The organism is Caldimonas hydrothermalis (genome assembly GCF_056746695.1).
Genome location: NZ_JBWQXA010000005.1, coordinates 186,032 through 201,977, shown reverse-complemented (window position 1 = coordinate 201,977; position 15,946 = coordinate 186,032). Strand labels below are relative to the sequence as shown.

The 15,946-nt window shown below is 67.3% G+C and carries 18 protein-coding genes; 5 read left to right on the top strand and 13 right to left on the bottom strand.

Annotation, left to right across the window (positions count from 1 at the left end):
* Nucleotides 1–4: 4 nt before the first annotated feature.
* Nucleotides 5–688, bottom strand: a complete 684-nt coding sequence (locus tag AC1ECW_RS08935; RefSeq protein WP_409659848.1) for an RlmE family RNA methyltransferase — start codon at nt 686–688, stop codon at nt 5–7.
* 20 nt (nt 689–708) lie between these two features.
* Here AC1ECW_RS08935 and AC1ECW_RS08930 point away from each other — a divergent pair, with 20 nt between their 5' ends.
* The gene (locus AC1ECW_RS08930; RefSeq protein WP_481201657.1) at nt 709–1,185 is read left to right on the top strand and encodes a YhbY family RNA-binding protein; all 477 of its coding nucleotides are present in this window, start codon (nt 709–711) and stop codon (nt 1,183–1,185) included.
* A gap of 24 nt (nt 1,186–1,209) precedes the next feature.
* Here AC1ECW_RS08930 and AC1ECW_RS08925 read toward each other — a convergent pair whose 3' ends face one another.
* The 5 genes from AC1ECW_RS08925 to AC1ECW_RS08905 form a co-directional block, all read right to left on the bottom strand.
* The gene (locus AC1ECW_RS08925; RefSeq protein ID WP_409703905.1) at nt 1,210–1,644 is read right to left on the bottom strand and encodes a DUF4149 domain-containing protein; all 435 of its coding nucleotides are present in this window, start codon (nt 1,642–1,644) and stop codon (nt 1,210–1,212) included.
* Between the two features lie 14 nt (nt 1,645–1,658).
* Nucleotides 1,659–2,135 (bottom strand): transcription elongation factor GreA, encoded by a 477-nt coding sequence (gene greA / locus AC1ECW_RS08920; RefSeq protein WP_409703903.1) that lies wholly within the window; start codon nt 2,133–2,135, stop codon nt 1,659–1,661.
* Nucleotides 2,136–2,276: 141 nt separating this feature from the next.
* Nucleotides 2,277–5,531, bottom strand: a complete 3,255-nt coding sequence (carB, locus tag AC1ECW_RS08915; RefSeq protein ID WP_409703901.1) for a carbamoyl-phosphate synthase large subunit — start codon at nt 5,529–5,531, stop codon at nt 2,277–2,279.
* Nucleotides 5,524–6,681 (bottom strand): glutamine-hydrolyzing carbamoyl-phosphate synthase small subunit, encoded by a 1,158-nt coding sequence (carA, locus tag AC1ECW_RS08910; RefSeq protein ID WP_481201656.1) that lies wholly within the window; start codon nt 6,679–6,681, stop codon nt 5,524–5,526. Before carA ends, carB begins: the two co-directional genes overlap by 8 nt.
* A gap of 161 nt (nt 6,682–6,842) precedes the next feature.
* Nucleotides 6,843–7,187, bottom strand: coding sequence for a hypothetical protein (locus AC1ECW_RS08905; RefSeq protein ID WP_481201655.1), 345 nt, complete (start codon nt 7,185–7,187; stop codon nt 6,843–6,845).
* Between the two features lie 222 nt (nt 7,188–7,409).
* Between AC1ECW_RS08905 and bfr the strand changes: the two genes are divergently transcribed.
* Nucleotides 7,410–7,886: a bacterioferritin gene (gene bfr, locus AC1ECW_RS08900; RefSeq protein WP_409703895.1), complete on the top strand. Its 477-nt coding sequence runs from the start codon at nt 7,410–7,412 to the stop codon at nt 7,884–7,886.
* Nucleotide 7,887: 1 nt separating this feature from the next.
* Here bfr and AC1ECW_RS08895 read toward each other — a convergent pair whose 3' ends face one another.
* Nucleotides 7,888–8,616: a protein-S-isoprenylcysteine O-methyltransferase gene (locus AC1ECW_RS08895; RefSeq protein ID WP_481201654.1), complete on the bottom strand. Its 729-nt coding sequence runs from the start codon at nt 8,614–8,616 to the stop codon at nt 7,888–7,890.
* A gap of 306 nt (nt 8,617–8,922) precedes the next feature.
* Between AC1ECW_RS08895 and AC1ECW_RS08890 the strand changes: the two genes are divergently transcribed.
* Nucleotides 8,923–9,141 (top strand): (2Fe-2S)-binding protein, encoded by a 219-nt coding sequence (locus AC1ECW_RS08890; RefSeq protein WP_409703891.1) that lies wholly within the window; start codon nt 8,923–8,925, stop codon nt 9,139–9,141.
* A 199-nt stretch (nt 9,142–9,340) separates the two neighbouring features.
* Complete coding sequence (gene hemP, locus AC1ECW_RS08885; RefSeq protein WP_409703889.1) at nt 9,341–9,499, top strand: hemin uptake protein HemP; 159 nt, start codon at nt 9,341–9,343, stop codon at nt 9,497–9,499.
* A 91-nt stretch (nt 9,500–9,590) separates the two neighbouring features.
* On the opposite strand, the gene AC1ECW_RS08880 is transcribed toward hemP, so the two are convergent.
* Nucleotides 9,591–9,998 carry a GlcG/HbpS family heme-binding protein gene (locus AC1ECW_RS08880; protein WP_409703887.1) on the bottom strand — a complete coding sequence of 136 codons (408 nt, stop codon included), beginning with the start codon at nt 9,996–9,998 and terminating at the stop codon, nt 9,591–9,593.
* Between the two features lie 167 nt (nt 9,999–10,165).
* Here AC1ECW_RS08880 and AC1ECW_RS08875 point away from each other — a divergent pair, with 167 nt between their 5' ends.
* On the top strand, nt 10,166–10,858 hold the full coding sequence (locus AC1ECW_RS08875; protein WP_481201653.1) for a Bax inhibitor-1/YccA family protein: 693 nt from the start codon (nt 10,166–10,168) through the stop codon (nt 10,856–10,858).
* A 103-nt stretch (nt 10,859–10,961) separates the two neighbouring features.
* Here the strand turns inward: AC1ECW_RS08875 and rlmD are convergent, their stop codons facing one another.
* Genes rlmD through surE form a run of 5 tightly spaced genes read right to left on the bottom strand, consistent with a single transcriptional unit; the run spans nt 10,962 to nt 15,879 of the window.
* Nucleotides 10,962–12,317, bottom strand: a complete 1,356-nt coding sequence (gene rlmD, locus AC1ECW_RS08870; RefSeq protein WP_481201652.1) for a 23S rRNA (uracil(1939)-C(5))-methyltransferase RlmD — start codon at nt 12,315–12,317, stop codon at nt 10,962–10,964.
* 39 nt (nt 12,318–12,356) lie between these two features.
* Nucleotides 12,357–13,367 (bottom strand): RNA polymerase sigma factor RpoS, encoded by a 1,011-nt coding sequence (gene rpoS / locus AC1ECW_RS08865; RefSeq protein ID WP_481201651.1) that lies wholly within the window; start codon nt 13,365–13,367, stop codon nt 12,357–12,359.
* 29 nt (nt 13,368–13,396) lie between these two features.
* The gene (locus AC1ECW_RS08860; RefSeq protein ID WP_481201650.1) at nt 13,397–14,311 is read right to left on the bottom strand and encodes a peptidoglycan DD-metalloendopeptidase family protein; all 915 of its coding nucleotides are present in this window, start codon (nt 14,309–14,311) and stop codon (nt 13,397–13,399) included.
* A gap of 18 nt (nt 14,312–14,329) precedes the next feature.
* On the bottom strand, nt 14,330–15,130 hold the full coding sequence (locus tag AC1ECW_RS08855; RefSeq protein WP_409703877.1) for a protein-L-isoaspartate(D-aspartate) O-methyltransferase: 801 nt from the start codon (nt 15,128–15,130) through the stop codon (nt 14,330–14,332).
* Entirely contained in the window at nt 15,127–15,879 is a 753-nt protein-coding gene (gene surE / locus AC1ECW_RS08850) for a 5'/3'-nucleotidase SurE (protein WP_409703875.1), read from the bottom strand. The genes AC1ECW_RS08855 and surE overlap by 4 nt, the downstream gene beginning before the upstream one ends.
* Between the last annotated feature and the right edge of the window lie 67 nt (nt 15,880–15,946).

The window sequence follows — 15,946 nt, the reverse complement described above, 5'->3', positions numbered from 1 at the left end:
GCCGTTACGGCCGCTTCACTTGCTTGAGACCCACACCCACCAGGAAGGTTTCGGCCGACTTGTCGCGCGAGGCCTTGGGCTTGATCGGCTTGACGACACGGAAGTGCCGCTTGAAAAGCTCGACAAGCTGGCTGTAGCCGCTGCCGTGGAAAACCTTGCAGACGAGCGCACCACTTTGGTGCAGATGCGCGCAAGCGAACTCCACGGCCAATTCGACCAAGTGGGCGATGCGCGCTGCGTCTGACGATGCAATGCCCGACAGATTGGGCGCCATGTCGGAGATCACGACATCCACCGGCCGGCCAGCCACGGCCGATTCGAGCTCGGCCAGGACGGCTTCCTCGCGGAAATCGCCGCGGATGAAGCGCACCCCCTCGATGGGCTCCATCTCGAGGAGATCCAGTGCAATGATCTGCCCGTCGAGCGCGCCGGCGGCGGCGCCCCCACCGACAGCATCCCGGGGCGCGAAACGCCGGCGCACGTACTGACTCCAGGCCCCTGGTGCCGCCCCCAGGTCGACCACGAGCTGGCCCGGCCGGATCAGGCCCAGGGTTTCGTCGATCTCCTTGAGCTTGTAGGCGGCGCGCGAGCGGTAGCCCTCCTTCTGGGCCAGCTTCACATAGGGATCGGTGAGGTGGTCGTGCAGCCACGCCCGGTTGACTTTCTTGCTCTTGGTCTTGATTTTCATGACCCGACGATAATAGGCGGATGCCTGCGATCACACTCTCTGCGGCCCAGCGCAAGGAAAAGCGCTCCGAGGCCCATCATCTCGACCCCGTCGTCCTGATCGGCGCCGAGGGTCTCACCGAGGCCGTCCTGAAGGAAGCCGACGCCGCCCTCAAGGCCCATGGCCTGATCAAGGTGCGCGTCTTCTCCGATGACCGCCAAGCCCGCGAGGACATGCTCGCCCAGCTCAGTGACCGGCTGGGGGCCGCGCCCGTCCAGCACATCGGCAAGCTGCTGGTGCTGTGGCGCCCGATCCCGCCCAAGGCCAAACCGGTAGATGAAGATCGCAAGCCCGGCCCCAAAGTGGTCAAGGTGATCAAGTACTCCAAGCGGGGGGGCCAGCGGCCCGAGGTGAAGAAGCTCACGGTGCTGGGCAACCAGCGCCTGACGAAAGGCGGTACGGTCAAGCGCGCCAAGGAGCGCACCGTGAGCCGCAAGAAACGCGCCCTCGAGTCCTGAGCAACCGCTTCTGCAGCAGCCCCGTCAATGGCGCGCCGCCGATGCGGTGGCACGCCACGCCAGGGCCAGCAGCACGATCCCCTTGAGGGCGAAGAAGGCCAAGGACACCCCGTGCAGGGCCGCAAACGACCACGCGCCCTGCCCCAAGCGCGCCGCTGCCATCATCGGCTGCACCGCAAAGTAGCCCGCCACCGTGCAGAACAGGGCCCCCAGCGCCAGCCCCAGCTCCAGGCTGAAACGCGAACCGTCCTGCTGCACGGCCTGGCGGCGCGCCAGCAGGATCAGCAGCACCGCCAACGCCAGGCCGGCGTGGGCCTCGATCGCGAACACCCGGGCCACGAAGCGCCCCGCCTGGGCGCGCTCGAGCACGGCAAACGCCGAGGGTGCGGCCACGGCACCGAGGGTCAGCACCCCCCCAGCCCACAGGCCAGCGACCCAGGCCATCCAGCGTCGCAGCATGGCCCGTCCCCGGTTCAGATGTAGCGGACCTCGACGATCTCGTAGCGCTTGATGCCGCCGGGGGCCTGCACCTCGGCCACGTCGCCGGCCTCTTTACCAATCAGTGCGCGCGCGATGGGCGAGCTGATCGAAATCAGGCCCTGTTTGAGATCGGCCTCGTCATCACCAACGATCTGGTAGGTCACGGCATCGCCGGATTCCTCTTCCTCCAGGTCGACCGTCGAGCCGAAAACCACCCGCCCGCCGGCATCGAGCGCCGCCGGATCGATGATCTGGGCCACGGCCAACTTGCCTTCGATCTCCTGAATGCGGCCTTCGATGAAGCCCTGCTTGTCCTTGGCCGCGTCATACTCGGCGTTCTCGGACAGGTCGCCTTGCGCGCGGGCCTCCGCGATCGCATGGATCACGGCCGGGCGCTCCACGGATTTCAGGCGCGCGAGTTCGGCCTTGAGCTTCTCGGCGCCACGCTTGGTCAGCGGAATGGTGGCCATACGGTCTTCTCTCTCACATCGTCATGGCGTCCTGCCCCGCCGGTGACCGTCCGGGGACAGGGCGCAGGTCAGCCAAAAATCAGCCGCCGCCGGGTCCTGCACGGGACGGTCGGCGGCGGCCTGGGGTTCGGAAATGGAAGCTCAGTGTAGCGTCTTGTGCAATTCTTGCACGGAATAGACGACCAGATCCGCCTGGTGCTTCATGGCCTCCACGGCCGCCTCGCAACCGGCCATGGTCGTGTAGTAGGTCACACGGTTGGCCAGGGCCGCGGTGCGGATGTAGCGCGAATCCGCGATCGCCGTGCGGGTTTCGTCCACGGTGGTGAACACGAGCTGGATCTCGCCAGCCTTGATCATGTCGGCGATGTGAGGCCGGCCGTCCTTGACCTTGTTGACCACCCGCACCGGGATGCCGGCGGCGGCGATCGCCGCGCCCGTCCCCCTCGTGGCCACGAGCTGGAAGCCCAGAGCATGCAACTGGCGCGCCACCTCCACCGCCCGCGCCTTGTCGGCGTCCTTCACCGTCAGGCACACGGTGCCTGAAGCGGGCAGGCGCGAGCCGGCCGCGAGCTGGCTCTTGAGCATGGCTTCGCCGAAGGTCTTGCCCACGCCCATCACCTCGCCGGTGGAGCGCATCTCGGGGCCCAGCACCGGGTCGACACCGGGGAACTTGTTGAAGGGGAAGACCGCTTCTTTCACCGAGTAGTAGGGCGGAATCACCTCATGGGGCGCACGCCCGCCCAGGCCCTGCTGGTCCTTGAGCTTGCGCCCGGCCATGCAGCGCGCGGCGATCTTGGCCAGCGGCTGGCCGGTGGCCTTGGACACGTAGGGCACAGTGCGCGAGGCGCGCGGGTTGACCTCCAGCACGTAGACGGTGGCGGCGTCGCCCTCGCCCTGGATGGCGAACTGCACGTTCATCAACCCAACCACCTTGAGAGCCTGGGCCATCAGGGTGGTCTGCCGGCGCAACTCGTCCTGCAGGCTGGCCGGCAGCGTGTAAGGCGGCAGCGAGCAGGCCGAGTCGCCCGAGTGCACGCCCGCCTGCTCGATGTGCTCCATGATGCCGCCGATCATCACCGACTCGCCGTCGGCGACGCAGTCCACATCGACCTCGATGGCGTCGTCGAGGAAGCGGTCGAGCAGCACGGGCGACTTCTCGCTCACGCGCACCGCCTCGCGCATGTAGCGCTCCAGGTCCTTGTCGCCGTGCACGATCTCCATCGCGCGGCCGCCCAGCACGTAGCTCGGGCGCACCACCAGCGGATAGCCGATCTCCCGGGCCATCTGCAGGGCCTGCTCCTCGGTGCGGGCCGTGCGGTTGGGTGGCTGTTTGAGCCCCAGGGTGTGCAGCAGTTGCTGGAAGCGCTCGCGGTCTTCGGCGATGTCGATGCTGTCGGGGCTGGTGCCGATGATAGGCACACCATTGGCTTCGAGGTCGAGCGCGAGCTTCAGCGGGGTCTGGCCGCCGTACTGCACGATCACGCCGACGGGCTGTTCCTTCTCGACGATCTCCAGCACGTCCTCCAGCGTCACCGGCTCGAAGTAGAGGCGGTCGGAGGTGTCGTAGTCGGTCGAGACGGTCTCGGGATTGCAGTTGACCATGATGGTCTCGTAGCCATCCTCGCGCATCGCCAGCGCCGCATGGACGCAGCAGTAGTCAAACTCGATGCCCTGGCCGATCCGGTTGGGCCCGCCGCCCAGCACCATGATCTTTTTCTTGTTCGTGGGCTCGGCCTCGCACTCCTCGTCGTAGGTGGAGTACATGTAAGCCGTCTGGGTGGCAAACTCCGCCGCGCAGGTGTCCACGCGCTTGTAAACCGGGCGGATGCCCAGGGCATGCCGGGCCTGGCGTACCGCATGCTGATCGGTACCGAGCAACTTGGCCAATCGCTTGTCCGAAAAGCCCTTGCGCTTGAGAAAGCGCAGCTCCTCGGCCGACAGGCTGGGCAAGGTGCGGCCGGCCAATCGGGCCTCGATGCGGACGAGCTCCTCGATCTGCGCAAGAAACCATGGGTCGATGGCCGTCTCCTCATGCACCTCGGCCAGACTCATGCCGATGCGGAAGGCGTCGGCAACATAAAGGATGCGCTCGGGGCCGGGCTCGCCGATCTCCTGCACGATCTCCTCGCGGTCGGTGCTGCGTTCGGTGAGGCCGTCGATGCCAGTCTCCAGGCCGCGCAGCGCCTTCTGGAAGCTTTCCTGGAAGGTGCGGCCCATGGCCATGACCTCGCCCACCGACTTCATCTGGGTGGTCAGATGGGCATCGGCCTCGCGGAACTTCTCGAAGGCAAAGCGCGGGATCTTGGTGACCACGTAGTCGATGCTGGGCTCGAAGCTCGCAGGCGTGGCCCCTCCGGTGATCTCGTTGCGCAGTTCGTCCAGCGTGTAGCCCACCGCCAGCTTGGCCGCCACCTTGGCAATCGGGAAGCCCGTGGCCTTGGACGCCAGAGCCGATGAGCGCGACACGCGCGGGTTCATCTCGATCACGATCATGCGGCCGCTGTCGGGATGGATGGCGAACTGCACGTTCGAGCCGCCCGTGTCCACGCCGATTTCGCGCAGGATGGCGATCGACGCGTTGCGCATCAGCTGGTATTCCTTGTCGGTGAGCGTCTGCGCCGGCGCCACGGTGATGGAATCGCCAGTGTGGATGCCCATCGGGTCGAGGTTCTCGATCGAGCACACGATGATGCAGTTGTCGGCGCGGTCGCGCACGACTTCCATCTCGTATTCCTTCCAGCCGATCAGCGACTCCTCGATGAGCAGCTCGTTGGTGGGCGACAGGTCCAGACCGCGTTTGCAGATCTCCTCGAATTCTTCAGGGTTGTAGGCGATGCCGCCACCCGTGCCCCCCAGCGTGAAGCTCGGGCGGATCACCATCGGGAAACCCGAGCCCCCGATCTCGGCCTGGATGCGCTTTTGCACCGCCCAGGCCTCTTCCATCGAATGGGCGATGCCCGACTTGGCGGAGTCCAGGCCGATCTTGGTCATCGCGTCCTTGAACTTCAGCCGGTCCTCGGCCTTCTCGATCGCGTGCTCGTTGGCGCCGATCATCTCCACGCCGTACTTGGCCAGCACGCCATGGCGGTGCAGGTCGAGCGCGCAGTTCAGCGCGGTCTGCCCCCCCATGGTGGGCAAGATGGCATCCGGACGCTCCTTGGCAATGATGCGCTCGACCACCTGCCAGGTGATGGGCTCGATGTAGGTCACATCGGCCATGTCCGGGTCGGTCATGATGGTCGCCGGGTTGCTGTTGACCAGGATGACCTTGTAGCCCTCCTGCCGCAGCGCCTTGCAGGCCTGGGCGCCGGAGTAGTCGAACTCGCAGGCCTGGCCGATGATGATCGGGCCGGCGCCGATGATGAGGATGCTCTGGATGTCTGTGCGCTTAGGCATTCTTGTTCTCCATCAGCGACACAAACCGGTCGAAGAGATAGCCGATGTCATGGGGTCCGGGAGAGGCTTCCGGGTGGCCCTGGAAGCAGAAAGCGGGTCTGTCGGTGCGGGCCAGGCCCTGCAGCGTGCCGTCGAACAGACTCACGTGGGTGGGGCGCAGGTTGGCCGGCAAGGTCTTTTCGTCCACGGCAAAGCCGTGGTTCTGGCTGGTGATGCTCACGCGCCCGCTGTCGAGGTCCTTCACGGGGTGGTTGGCCCCGTGGTGGCCGAACTTCATCTTGAAGGTGCGCGCCCCCGAGGCCAGGGCCATGATCTGGTGCCCCAGGCAGATGCCGAAGGTGGGGAGGCCGGTGTCGATCAGTTCACGCGCGGCTGCGATCGCGTAGTCGCAGGGCTGCGGGTCGCCGGGGCCGTTGGACAGGAAGATGCCGTCCGGGTTCAGGGCCAGCACCTCACCGGCCGGCGTCTGTGCAGGCACGACCGTGACCCTGCAGCCGCGCTCGGCCAGCATGCGCAGGATGTTGTACTTCACGCCAAAGTCGTAGGCCACCACGTGCCAGCGCGGCGCGGCCTGCGTGCCGTAGCCGCGGCCCAGACGCCATGCCGTCTGGGTCCATTCGTAGCGCTGCGTGGCACTCACGACCTTGGCAAGGTCGAGGCCCGCCATGCTGGGCGCCGCCTTGGCCTTGGCGATGGCCTCCTCGACGTGAGCCTGTGTGAGTGCCTGCCCGGCCGGCAGCGCCAGGATGCAGCCGTTCTGGGCGCCCGAGGTACGCAGGATGCGGGTGAGACGGCGCGTGTCGATGTCGGCGATGGCCACCGTGCCTTCGTCGGCCAGGTACTGCGACAGCGTGCGGGTCTTGCGGAAGTTGGACTCCAGGACCGGCAGGTCCTTGATGATGAGGCCGGCGGCATGGACTTTCGACGCCTCGACATCCTCGTCGTTGACCCCGACATTGCCGATGTGCGGATACGTCAGCGTGACGATCTGCCGGCAGTAGCTGGGGTCGGTGAGGATTTCCTGGTAGCCGGTGAGGGCGGTGTTGAACACCACTTCACCGACCGTGTGACCGGCGCAGCCGATCGAGGTGCCACGAAAGACCGTGCCGTCTGCGAGTGCTAAAAGAGCTTGGGGCAGTTGCGGCAGCACGGGGGTTCTCCGGTGTTGTGCGCGCCCAGCGCTGCCCGTCCAGCAGGCGTCCGGTGAGGAAACGGCAGGAGGTTTCGCGAGGGCGGGGGGTGGTTGCAGGTAAACCTGTCAATTATAGCCTGCCCGGCCTCTTGCCCCGCACCGCCCTGGGTGGAGCATCGCTATTGCAAGGTGGCCGGCGCCTTCATCCAGGGCAGCCGTCCCTCGCCAGCAACCTGGGTCACCGGCCCTGCCCCCTGCCGCGCATCGGCCTCGCAGCGCTCCTGCCAGCGCTGGCACAAGCCCCACAGCACCGTCCTGAAGTTCGGGTTGAGCAAGGGGTGCTCGCAAAGCGCCGCCAGGTTGTCGCTGATCTTGCGTGCCAGCAGCGGCCGGTGGCCGGGGCAGGCCGCCGGATCGGCGTAGCCGGTCATCAGGGCCAGGCTGGCGGCCAGCAGCCCCTCGGCGCACGGCAACTCGTGCTCCTCGTCCTGTGCGGGGGGATGGGTCGGGGCATTGGGCTTCATGCGCTCTCCGGTCAATCGATGCGACCATCTTAATGCGAACGATTCTCGTTTGCAAACTCATCCGATCGACGCGGATGAGAATGCGAACGCTAGTCGCACGCACAAGCAGCCCGGATGCGCAACGAGGGGCATCGTGCGGAACTTGGGGGCAGACCTGCGATGGCTTCACAATGGAAGCCCGGGCGCACGTCCGGCCCACGATCAATAACAAAAGGAGTGCCCATGAAAGGCGATGCCAAGGTCATCGAGTTCCTCAATGCACAGCTCAAGAATGAGCTGACGGCCATCAACCAGTACTTCCTGCACTACCGGGTGCTCAAGCACTGGGGCCTGAACCGGCTGGCGAAGAAGGAATACGAGGAGTCGATCGGCGAGATGAAGCACGCCGACCGCCTGATGGACCGCATCCTCACGCTCGACGGCCTGCCCAATCTGCAAGATCTGGGCAAACTGCTCGTGGGGGAGAATGTCGTGGAGATCCTTCACTGCGACTTGAAGCTCGAGCAGGCCGCGCAAGGCACGATCAAGGACGCCATCGCTCACTGCGAAACCGTGCGCGACTACGTCTCACGCGATCTGCTGCAGGACATCCTGGATGACACCGAGGAGCACATCGACTTCCTCGAAACCCAGATCGAGCTGGTCGACAAAGTGGGGTTGCAGAACTACCTGCAGTCCCAGATGGGTGAGACCTCCTGACTCACGGGCGCCTGCGCCGCGCCGGCCACAGCCGGCCGGTGCGTGACATGTAGGCCCGGTAGTCGTCGCCGAAGGCCTCGAGCATCAGCGCCTCCTCCCGGCCGACACGCAGCACATACAGCGCAGCGAAGGCCACCACACCGAAGACCCCGGCCAACCAGTTGTGCACCAACAGGGGCTGCGCCAGGGCAAACAGCCAGATCGACGCGTACATCGGGTGACGCACCCTGGCGTACACCCCTTGCGTGACCAGCCGGTGCTCCTCGTGCACCTCCAGCGAGGGCGACCAGTGCCGGCCCAGGTCGACGTGCGCCCGATGGAAATAGAGCAGCGAGATCCCCATCATCACGGCGCCGACCCAGGGCACCCAGGGGGGCAGCCCATAGCTCAGCGCATCGAACCACGGCGTGGCCAGCGCCAGCATGGGCAGGCACAGCAGCCCGAGGAACACGAGGAACATCAGCCACTGCTCGCGCCGGTCCACCCAATGCATCCTCACCCGGTTGGCCCGATTGGCCTGCACGTGCGGCCAGCGGATAGCCGCCTGGGCCAAGGCGGCCACGGCCCAGGCCAGCTCATGCCAGCGCCAGGCCTCGCCCCGTCGCCAGAAATAGGCCACCAGCACCAGCACGAACAGGATCACCGGAAACCAAAAGCGCAGGCGGGCTCCGTAGACCCCGGCGGTCGCATTCGCCCGCTGCCGCGCCGCGGCCGCCTCGACGGGCTTCATGAACAGAACTCCAGGACCGCCCGGTCGCGGGGGCATGAACGGATGAACGACACGACGGCGAGCAAGTGGAACGAGGGCATGGCACCAGGTGGCAGGTCAGGATGCAGCACCGCCCGGCGCGCATCGACCCGCGCAGTATCGCGGCAGCGCCCCGCCCGCCGCCTCCCCCAGAGGGGGGGCCGGCAAGCCGGATTCGCAACCAAATGAAAGCCGGCGGGGCCTGAAGTCCCCGGCGTCAGTGCTGTCTTGTAGTGCGAATCATTCTTATTTATACTGAGTTCCATTCCAACCAAGCCGAGGGCTCCGATGATCGTCTGTGTGTGCCGACGGGTTTCCGACCGCGACATCCAGCATGCTGTGCATCGAGGCTGCGGGTCCTTCGAAGACCTGCAGATGGAACTCGGCGTGGCCACCTGCTGTGGCCGCTGCGCCGACTGCGCCCAGTCGGTGCTGCACACCGTGCAGTCCCGCCCCGCCCACGGCGCAGGCGCTGCGGTGATGGCGCCCGCCTTGGCCCTGGCGTGAGCGCTCTGCCCCCATGGACTGGTTGCTGAGCCTGCTCGTCGTGGTCGCAGCCGCCTGGTGGGCCCTTTCCTGCTGAATCTCTGGAACCTTCGCTGCCTCCGCCCGTTCACCCCGCTTTGCAGTGCAGGATGACAGTCCAAGAACAAAGGCCCGTGAGATGAAACCGACCCTGAGTCTGCCTCGCCCGTCGACCGCACGCATGCCCTGCCCTCCTCAGGAGCCCGAGGCCCCGGGCCAGGAGGTCACTTTGCCCAGCAGCCGCCTGCTCCAGGGGCGCAAGTCGGTCCAGATCGAGCACAACGGCGCGCTCTATCAACTGCGTGCCACCAAGTTCGGCAAACTCATCCTGACCAAATAGGTGCCTGCCCTACGTCGGGCTCCAATGCGGCCCCGATGCGGGCGACGTGCCGGTGCGGCAACGCCCGGCATCGTCCGCCGGGCGCCTCGTGTCAGCCCATCAGAGCAGCGATGCCGGCCCGGGCGACCTGGGCGTCCTCGATGGACTTCACGCCGCTCACCCCCACAGCCCCGACGCACTGCCCTTCCACCATGATGGGCACACCCCCCTCGAGCAGGCCGTGCAGGGTGGGGGCGCTCAGGAACGAGGTGCGCCCCTGGTTGATGATGTCCTCGTACACCTTGCTCTCGCGCCGCCCGAGCGCGGCTGTGTGGGCCTTGGCCGGCGCAATGTGGGCCGAGATCGGCGCTGCGCCATCCAGGCGCTGCAGCCACAGCAGGTGCCCGCCGTCGTCCACGATGGCGATCGACACCGCCCACTGATGGGCCAGGGCCTCGGCCTCGGCGGCCTGTGCGATCTTCTTCACGTCCTCGAGCGTCAGTTGGTACTTCTGTTGCATGGATGGTCCTTGGGAGTCAGTCCAGCGGTCCGCGACCGCCCAGGCGCAAGCCTACCCCAGAGTCGGGGCTGCTCCCAGCAGGGAACTAGAATCGTTCGGGACGGTCCCAAGACAGGCGCACCCGCGCGGTGCGCTGTGACCCCCTGGACCCAGAGAGGAGCTGCTCGATGAACGAAAGCCTGCATGCCGCCTACACCGGCTCGACCGTCCTGGTCGAACAGCGCAACCGCGTGTTGCGCAACACCTACTGGCTGCTTGCGCTGTCGATGGTCCCCACGGTGCTGGGGGCGTGGATCGGCGTGGCGACCGGTTTCAGCTTCTTCGCCGGCAGCCCCTTCGTCGGCTTGCTGGTCTTCCTGGCCGTGGCCTTCGGCTTCTTCTTCGCGATCGAGAAGTTCAAGAACTCCGGCGTGGGCGTGGCCTTGCTGCTGGGCTTCACCTTCTTCATGGGCCTGATGCTGTCGCGCCTGATCGGTGCGGTGCTGGGCCTGTCCAATGGGGCCCAGTTGATCATGACCGCCTTTGGCGGCACTGCCTTGGTGTTCTTCGGCATGGCGAGCCTGGCCACGACGATCAAGCGCGACCTGTCGGGCATGGGCAAGTGGCTGATGGTCGGCCTGGTCCTGCTCATTGTGGCGAGCGTGGCCAACATCTGGCTGCAGATGCCTGCGCTGATGCTCACGATCTCGTCGATCGCGGTGCTACTGTTCTCGGCCTACCTGCTGTATGACCTCAAGCGCATCGTCGATGGCGGCGAAACCAACTACGTGACGGCCACGCTGTCCATCTACATCAACGTCTACATGGTGTTCCAGAACCTGCTGGCCCTGTTGGGCGTGCTGGGCGGCGAACGCGAGTGACAGACCGGCCGCGCCCGTGGGGCGCGGTGTGTGAGCAACACGACGACGGGGCCTCTTGCGGCCCCGTCGGCTTTTCCGGGGTGTGCTTCGTGGAGGTGCGCGGTCAGTCCCGCTCGAACACCGCCAGGCTCTCGACGTGGGCGGTGTGGGGGAACATGTTGACCACGCCGGCGCTGGTACAGCGGTAGCCGGCCTGATGCACCAGCAGCCCGGCATCGCGGGCCAGCGTGGCGGGGTTGCACGAGACGTACACGATGCGCCGGGGAGGTTGAAAGTCCGGTGCCGTCTGCGGGCGCTGGTGCCAGTCGGCCAGGGCCTTGCTCAGCGCGAACGCGCCTTCCCGGGGGGGATCGACCAGCCACTTCTGCGCCGACCCGTAGCGTGGGAGATCGGTCACCTCGAGTTCGAACAGATTGCGCGCCTCGAAGCGGACGCGCCCGTCCAGGCCGTTGTGGACCGCGTTCTCGCGCGAGCGCTGCACCAGGGTTTCGCTGCCTTCGATGCCGAGCACCTCGCGTGCATGGCGTGCCAGCGGCAGCGTGAAATTGCCCAGGCCGCAGAACCAGTCGATGACCCGCTCATGCGGCTGGACGTCCAGCAGGCGCACCGCCCGGCCCACCAGCACGCGGTTGATGTGGTGGTTGACCTGGGTGAAGTCGGTGGGCCGAAACGGCATGTCGACACCGAACTCCGGCAGTCGGTAAGCCAGGGGCCTGTCGGCGGGGTCCAGCAGATGGACGCTGTCGGGCCCCTTGGGTTGCAACCACCACTGGACGCCATGCACATGCGCGAAGTCCCGCAGCCGGGCCAGGTCATGCGCGTCCAGGGGTTCGAGATGGCGTAGCACCAGCGCGGTGACGGTGTGCTGCGCCGCATCGCCCACGGCGACCTCGATCTGCGGCAGACGGTCGCGGGCCCGCATCCCGGCAATCAGTTCGCGCAGCGGGATCAGCAGGGCGCTGACGTGCGGCGGCAGGATCTCGCACTGGCGCATGTCGGCCACGTAGCTGGACTTGCGCTCATGGAAGCCCACGAGCACCCCTCCCTTCTTGGGCACATGACGCACCGACAGGCGGGCCCGGTAGCGGTAGCCCCAGGAGGGGCCTTCAATCGGCCGCAGCACCTGTTGCGGCCGCACCTTGCCCAGGTGCCACAGGTTGTCCTCCAGCACCCGCTGTTTGACGGCCACCTGGGCTGCCACATGGAAGTGCTGCATCTTGCAGCCTCCGCAGGTGCCGAAATGGGGGCAGCGCGGCTTCACGCGCTGGGAACTCTGGCGTCGCCAAGCCGTGACGGTGGCCTGTTCCCACTGGTTCTTGCGGCGCAGGACCTGGACCTGCACCTCCTCACCCGGCAAGGCACCTTCGACGAACACCACCTTGCCCTGCGCATCGTGCGCCACGCCCTGCGCCTCGAGATCGAGCGACTCGATGCGCAGCCATTCATTGACTTCACTCATGGCCCGGATTATCCCGCGGCCGCCGCCCGGGCCGGGCCGTCAGAAGATGGAGTCGCGGTCCACGCCCTGTCGGATCATGCGGCGCTTGAGCTTGACCAGCGCCTCCTGCTGGATCTGCCGGATGCGCTCACGTGTGAGGCCCAGACGCTCGGCCAGCACTTCCAGGGTCTCGGGCTCGCGGTCGCGCAACCCGTAACGGCCGGCCAGCACCTCGCGTTCACGCTCGCTCAGATCCTCCAGCCAGGTTTCGAGCAACTGCTCGACCTCGTTGTGCAGCGCCAGGCCCATCGGGTCGGTGGCCTGCTCGTCGGCAACCATGTCGATCATCGACTCCGACGCATCGCGTTCCAGCGGGGCATCGAGCGAGGTCGGGGTCTCGGCGAACTTCAGCAGCTCGGCCACTTCCTGCACGGGCCGGCCCAGCAGCGCGGCGACGTCCTCCACCCGGGCGGGGCGATCGCCGTCGGCCAGCCGATCCTGGCGCGACTCGATCTGGCGGCGCGCCTTGAGCACCTGGTTGAGGTCACGCACCACGTGCACCGGCAAGCGCACCAGGCGGGCCTGGTGCATGATCGCGCGCTCGATGCTCTGGCGGATCCACCACGACGCATAGGTGGAAAAGCGAAATCCCCGCTCCGGCTCGAACTTGCCGATGGCGTGCATCAGTCCGAGGTTGCCCTCTTCGATCAGGTCCGTCATCGGCAGGCCGCGCCCCAGGTAGTTCTTCGCGATGCTCACCACCAGGCGCAGGTTGTGCTCGATCATCGCTTGTCGGGCCTGGAAATCGCCTTCGCGGGCCCGGGTGGCGGTGGCGAACTCCTCCTCCGGGGTCAGCAGCGGGGTGCGGCGGATCTCGCGCAGGTAGGTCTGCAAGGTGTTGCCCACCTCGGGCTCGCCGGCATCGAACTCGCGATCGGTGGGGCCTTCGGCCAGCGGCAAGACCTCGTCGGCCAGCTCAGGAACGATCGGTGCGTCCTCCCCGTCCGCCGCGGCCTGCCCCTCGCGCCCAGGTTCGGCATGTCCGTTGGGTTCGACACGCTTCCTGGTCATGGGGGCTCTCCGGCGGCCGTGGCGCGTCTTCAGCGTGGCGGCAAATAGCGAGCCGGGTCGACCGGCTTGCCTTCCTTGCGGATCTCGAAGTGGAGCTTCACCCGGTCGGCATCGGTGGAGCCCATCTCGGCGATCTTCTGACCGCGCCGCACGGTCTGGTCCTCCTTGACGAGCAGGGCCTGATTGTGGGCATAGGCCGTGAGGTAGCTGTTGCTGTGCTTGACGATCACGAGGTTGCCGTAGCCACGAAGGCCCGAGCCGGCATAGACCACTTTGCCGTCGGCGGCGGCAAAGATCGGGTCACCGGGTTTGCCGGCGATGCCCAGGCCCTTGTTGCGTGCCTCGTCGAAGCCGGCGATGACCGAGCCGGCGGCCGGCCAGGTCCAGTGGATGTCGTCCACCTCGCGTGCCTGGCCCGGCGCCGCCGGTGCCGCGGTGGGCGGCTGCGCCGGAGTGGCGGGGGCCGGGGCCGCTGCCGGCGGCGTCGCGCTGGCCGGGGCCGATCCGGCGGGGGCCGGGGCACGCGCATCGAGCGGACGCGACTCGACCCGTGCGACGCTGATGGGCTTGGGGGCGGCGACCGTGGCATCGGCCGCCGGCGGCACCACGCGCAGCACCTGGCCGACCTCGAGAACGTTGGGGTTCTCGAGGTTGTTCCATTGCATGATGTCGCGCCAGCTCTGGCCGGTCTCCAGGCCCACGCGGATCAGGGTGTCGCCGGGCTTGACGGTGTAGTAGCCCGGCTGGCCGGCGTTGGGGTGAGCCGCAGGCGCGGCGGGCCCGGCATTGCTGTTGGAGGCCGTCACCGCGCCGACAGACCCTGTGAGATTGCGCTCCTCGACCGGGGCTCGATGCCGGGGCGAGGCGCAGGCGGACAGCAGCAGCGCCACCCCCACGCACACGCTCAGGAACCTCCACGAACGGCCTGCGGGACGGAAACTCATGACTTCCTTTTCGAGTGCTCAGGTCGTGCCTGATTTTAAGGGGACAAAGTGGACGGCCTCGTGCTCGGTGCGCACGTAGCGCCCGTCGCGATGCTCGATCAGCACGAGGATCTGGCCGCCTGAAGGCGTGACCATCGGGGCGACCAGACGTCCGCCCGGGGCCAGTTGGTCGAGCCAGGCCTGAGGCAGGTGCGCCCCCCCGGCGGCAGCGATGATGCCGTCGTAGGGGGCGTTCGGGGCATGCCCGAGCATCCCGTCACCATACACCAAGCGCAAGTTGTGACGCCTCAAGGGGGCCAGAAGTTCACGGGCCTTGTCATGCAGGGGCCGCAAGCGCTCCACCGAAACGACCTGACGCGCCACCAGGCTCAGCACCGCCGCCTGGTAGCCGCAGCCGGTGCCAATCTCGAGCACCCGGCCGAGGGCCGCCGGCGCTCGCCCGCCGGACATCAGCTCGATCATGCGCGCCACCACCGAGGGCTTGGAGATGGTCTGCTGCAGCCCGATTGGCAGGCTGGTGTCCTCGTAGGCCTGGTTGGCCAGGGCCGAATCGACGAACCGGTGGCGCGGCACCTGCAGCATGGCCGCCAGCACGTGCTCGTCGCGCACACCCTGGGCCCGCAGGCGTTCGACCATGCGACGGCGCACCAGGTCGGAGTCCAGGCCCAGCCCTGCCGGGGTCGCCTGGCGGCGCTGGTCTTGCGCCGCGGCCTGCACGGGCCCTTGGGGGCGCAGCAGACCGTCGGCCGCACGGGGCGCGGGGGCCTTGTCACGGGTCAGCCGGTCCAGGCTGAGCGGGAAATGGCGTGCCCGCCTCATCCGCCCTCCGCCAGCCACCGGCGCCACGCCGGCGCCGCCGCGTGGTCTGTCAGATCAAACTGCAAGGGCGTGATCGAGACTCGACCTTGTGCAATGGCATGGAAATCTGTGCCTTCGCCAGCCTCGCGCGCATCGCCGGCCGGACCGATCCAGTAGATCGGCTCACCGCGGGGGTTGGCCTGCCGGATCACACCCGCACTGGCATGGCGCCGCCCGAGACGGCAGATCTCGCGGCCCGTGAGCGCTTCGTAGGGGCGGTTGGGAATGTTCACGCTCAGCAGATAAGGCCCCGGAGTCAGCGGGCGCGTCAGGGCCTGCTGCACCAGCTCTCGGGCCACGCGGGCGGCCGTGCCGAGGTGATGCCAACCCTTGTCGACCAGGGAGAAGGCGATGGCCGGGATGCCGAACAGATAGCCTTCCATCGCCGCGGCCACGGTGCCGGAGTACAGCGTGTCCTCGCCCAAGTTCGCCCCGTTGTTGATGCCCGAGACGACCAGGTCCGGCCGGTGCGCAAGGATGCCAGTGAGCGCGACGTGCACGCAGTCCGAGGGGGTGCCGTTGACCACGTGATAGCCCTGGGAGGACGTGAACACACTCAGCGGGCGGTGGATCGTCAGAGCATTCGACGTGGCGCTGGCGTTCTGCTCGGGCGCGACCACGTCGACCTCGCCCAGGTCCCGGCAGGCCTCGACCAGAGCCTGCAGGCCGGGGGCGAGATAGCCATCGTCGTTGGCAATCAGGATGCGCATGGCAAGGATTGTAGGGACACGTCGCCTCGGTGACGCGACCGGCGCGCGGACGTGCTTATGATGGCCG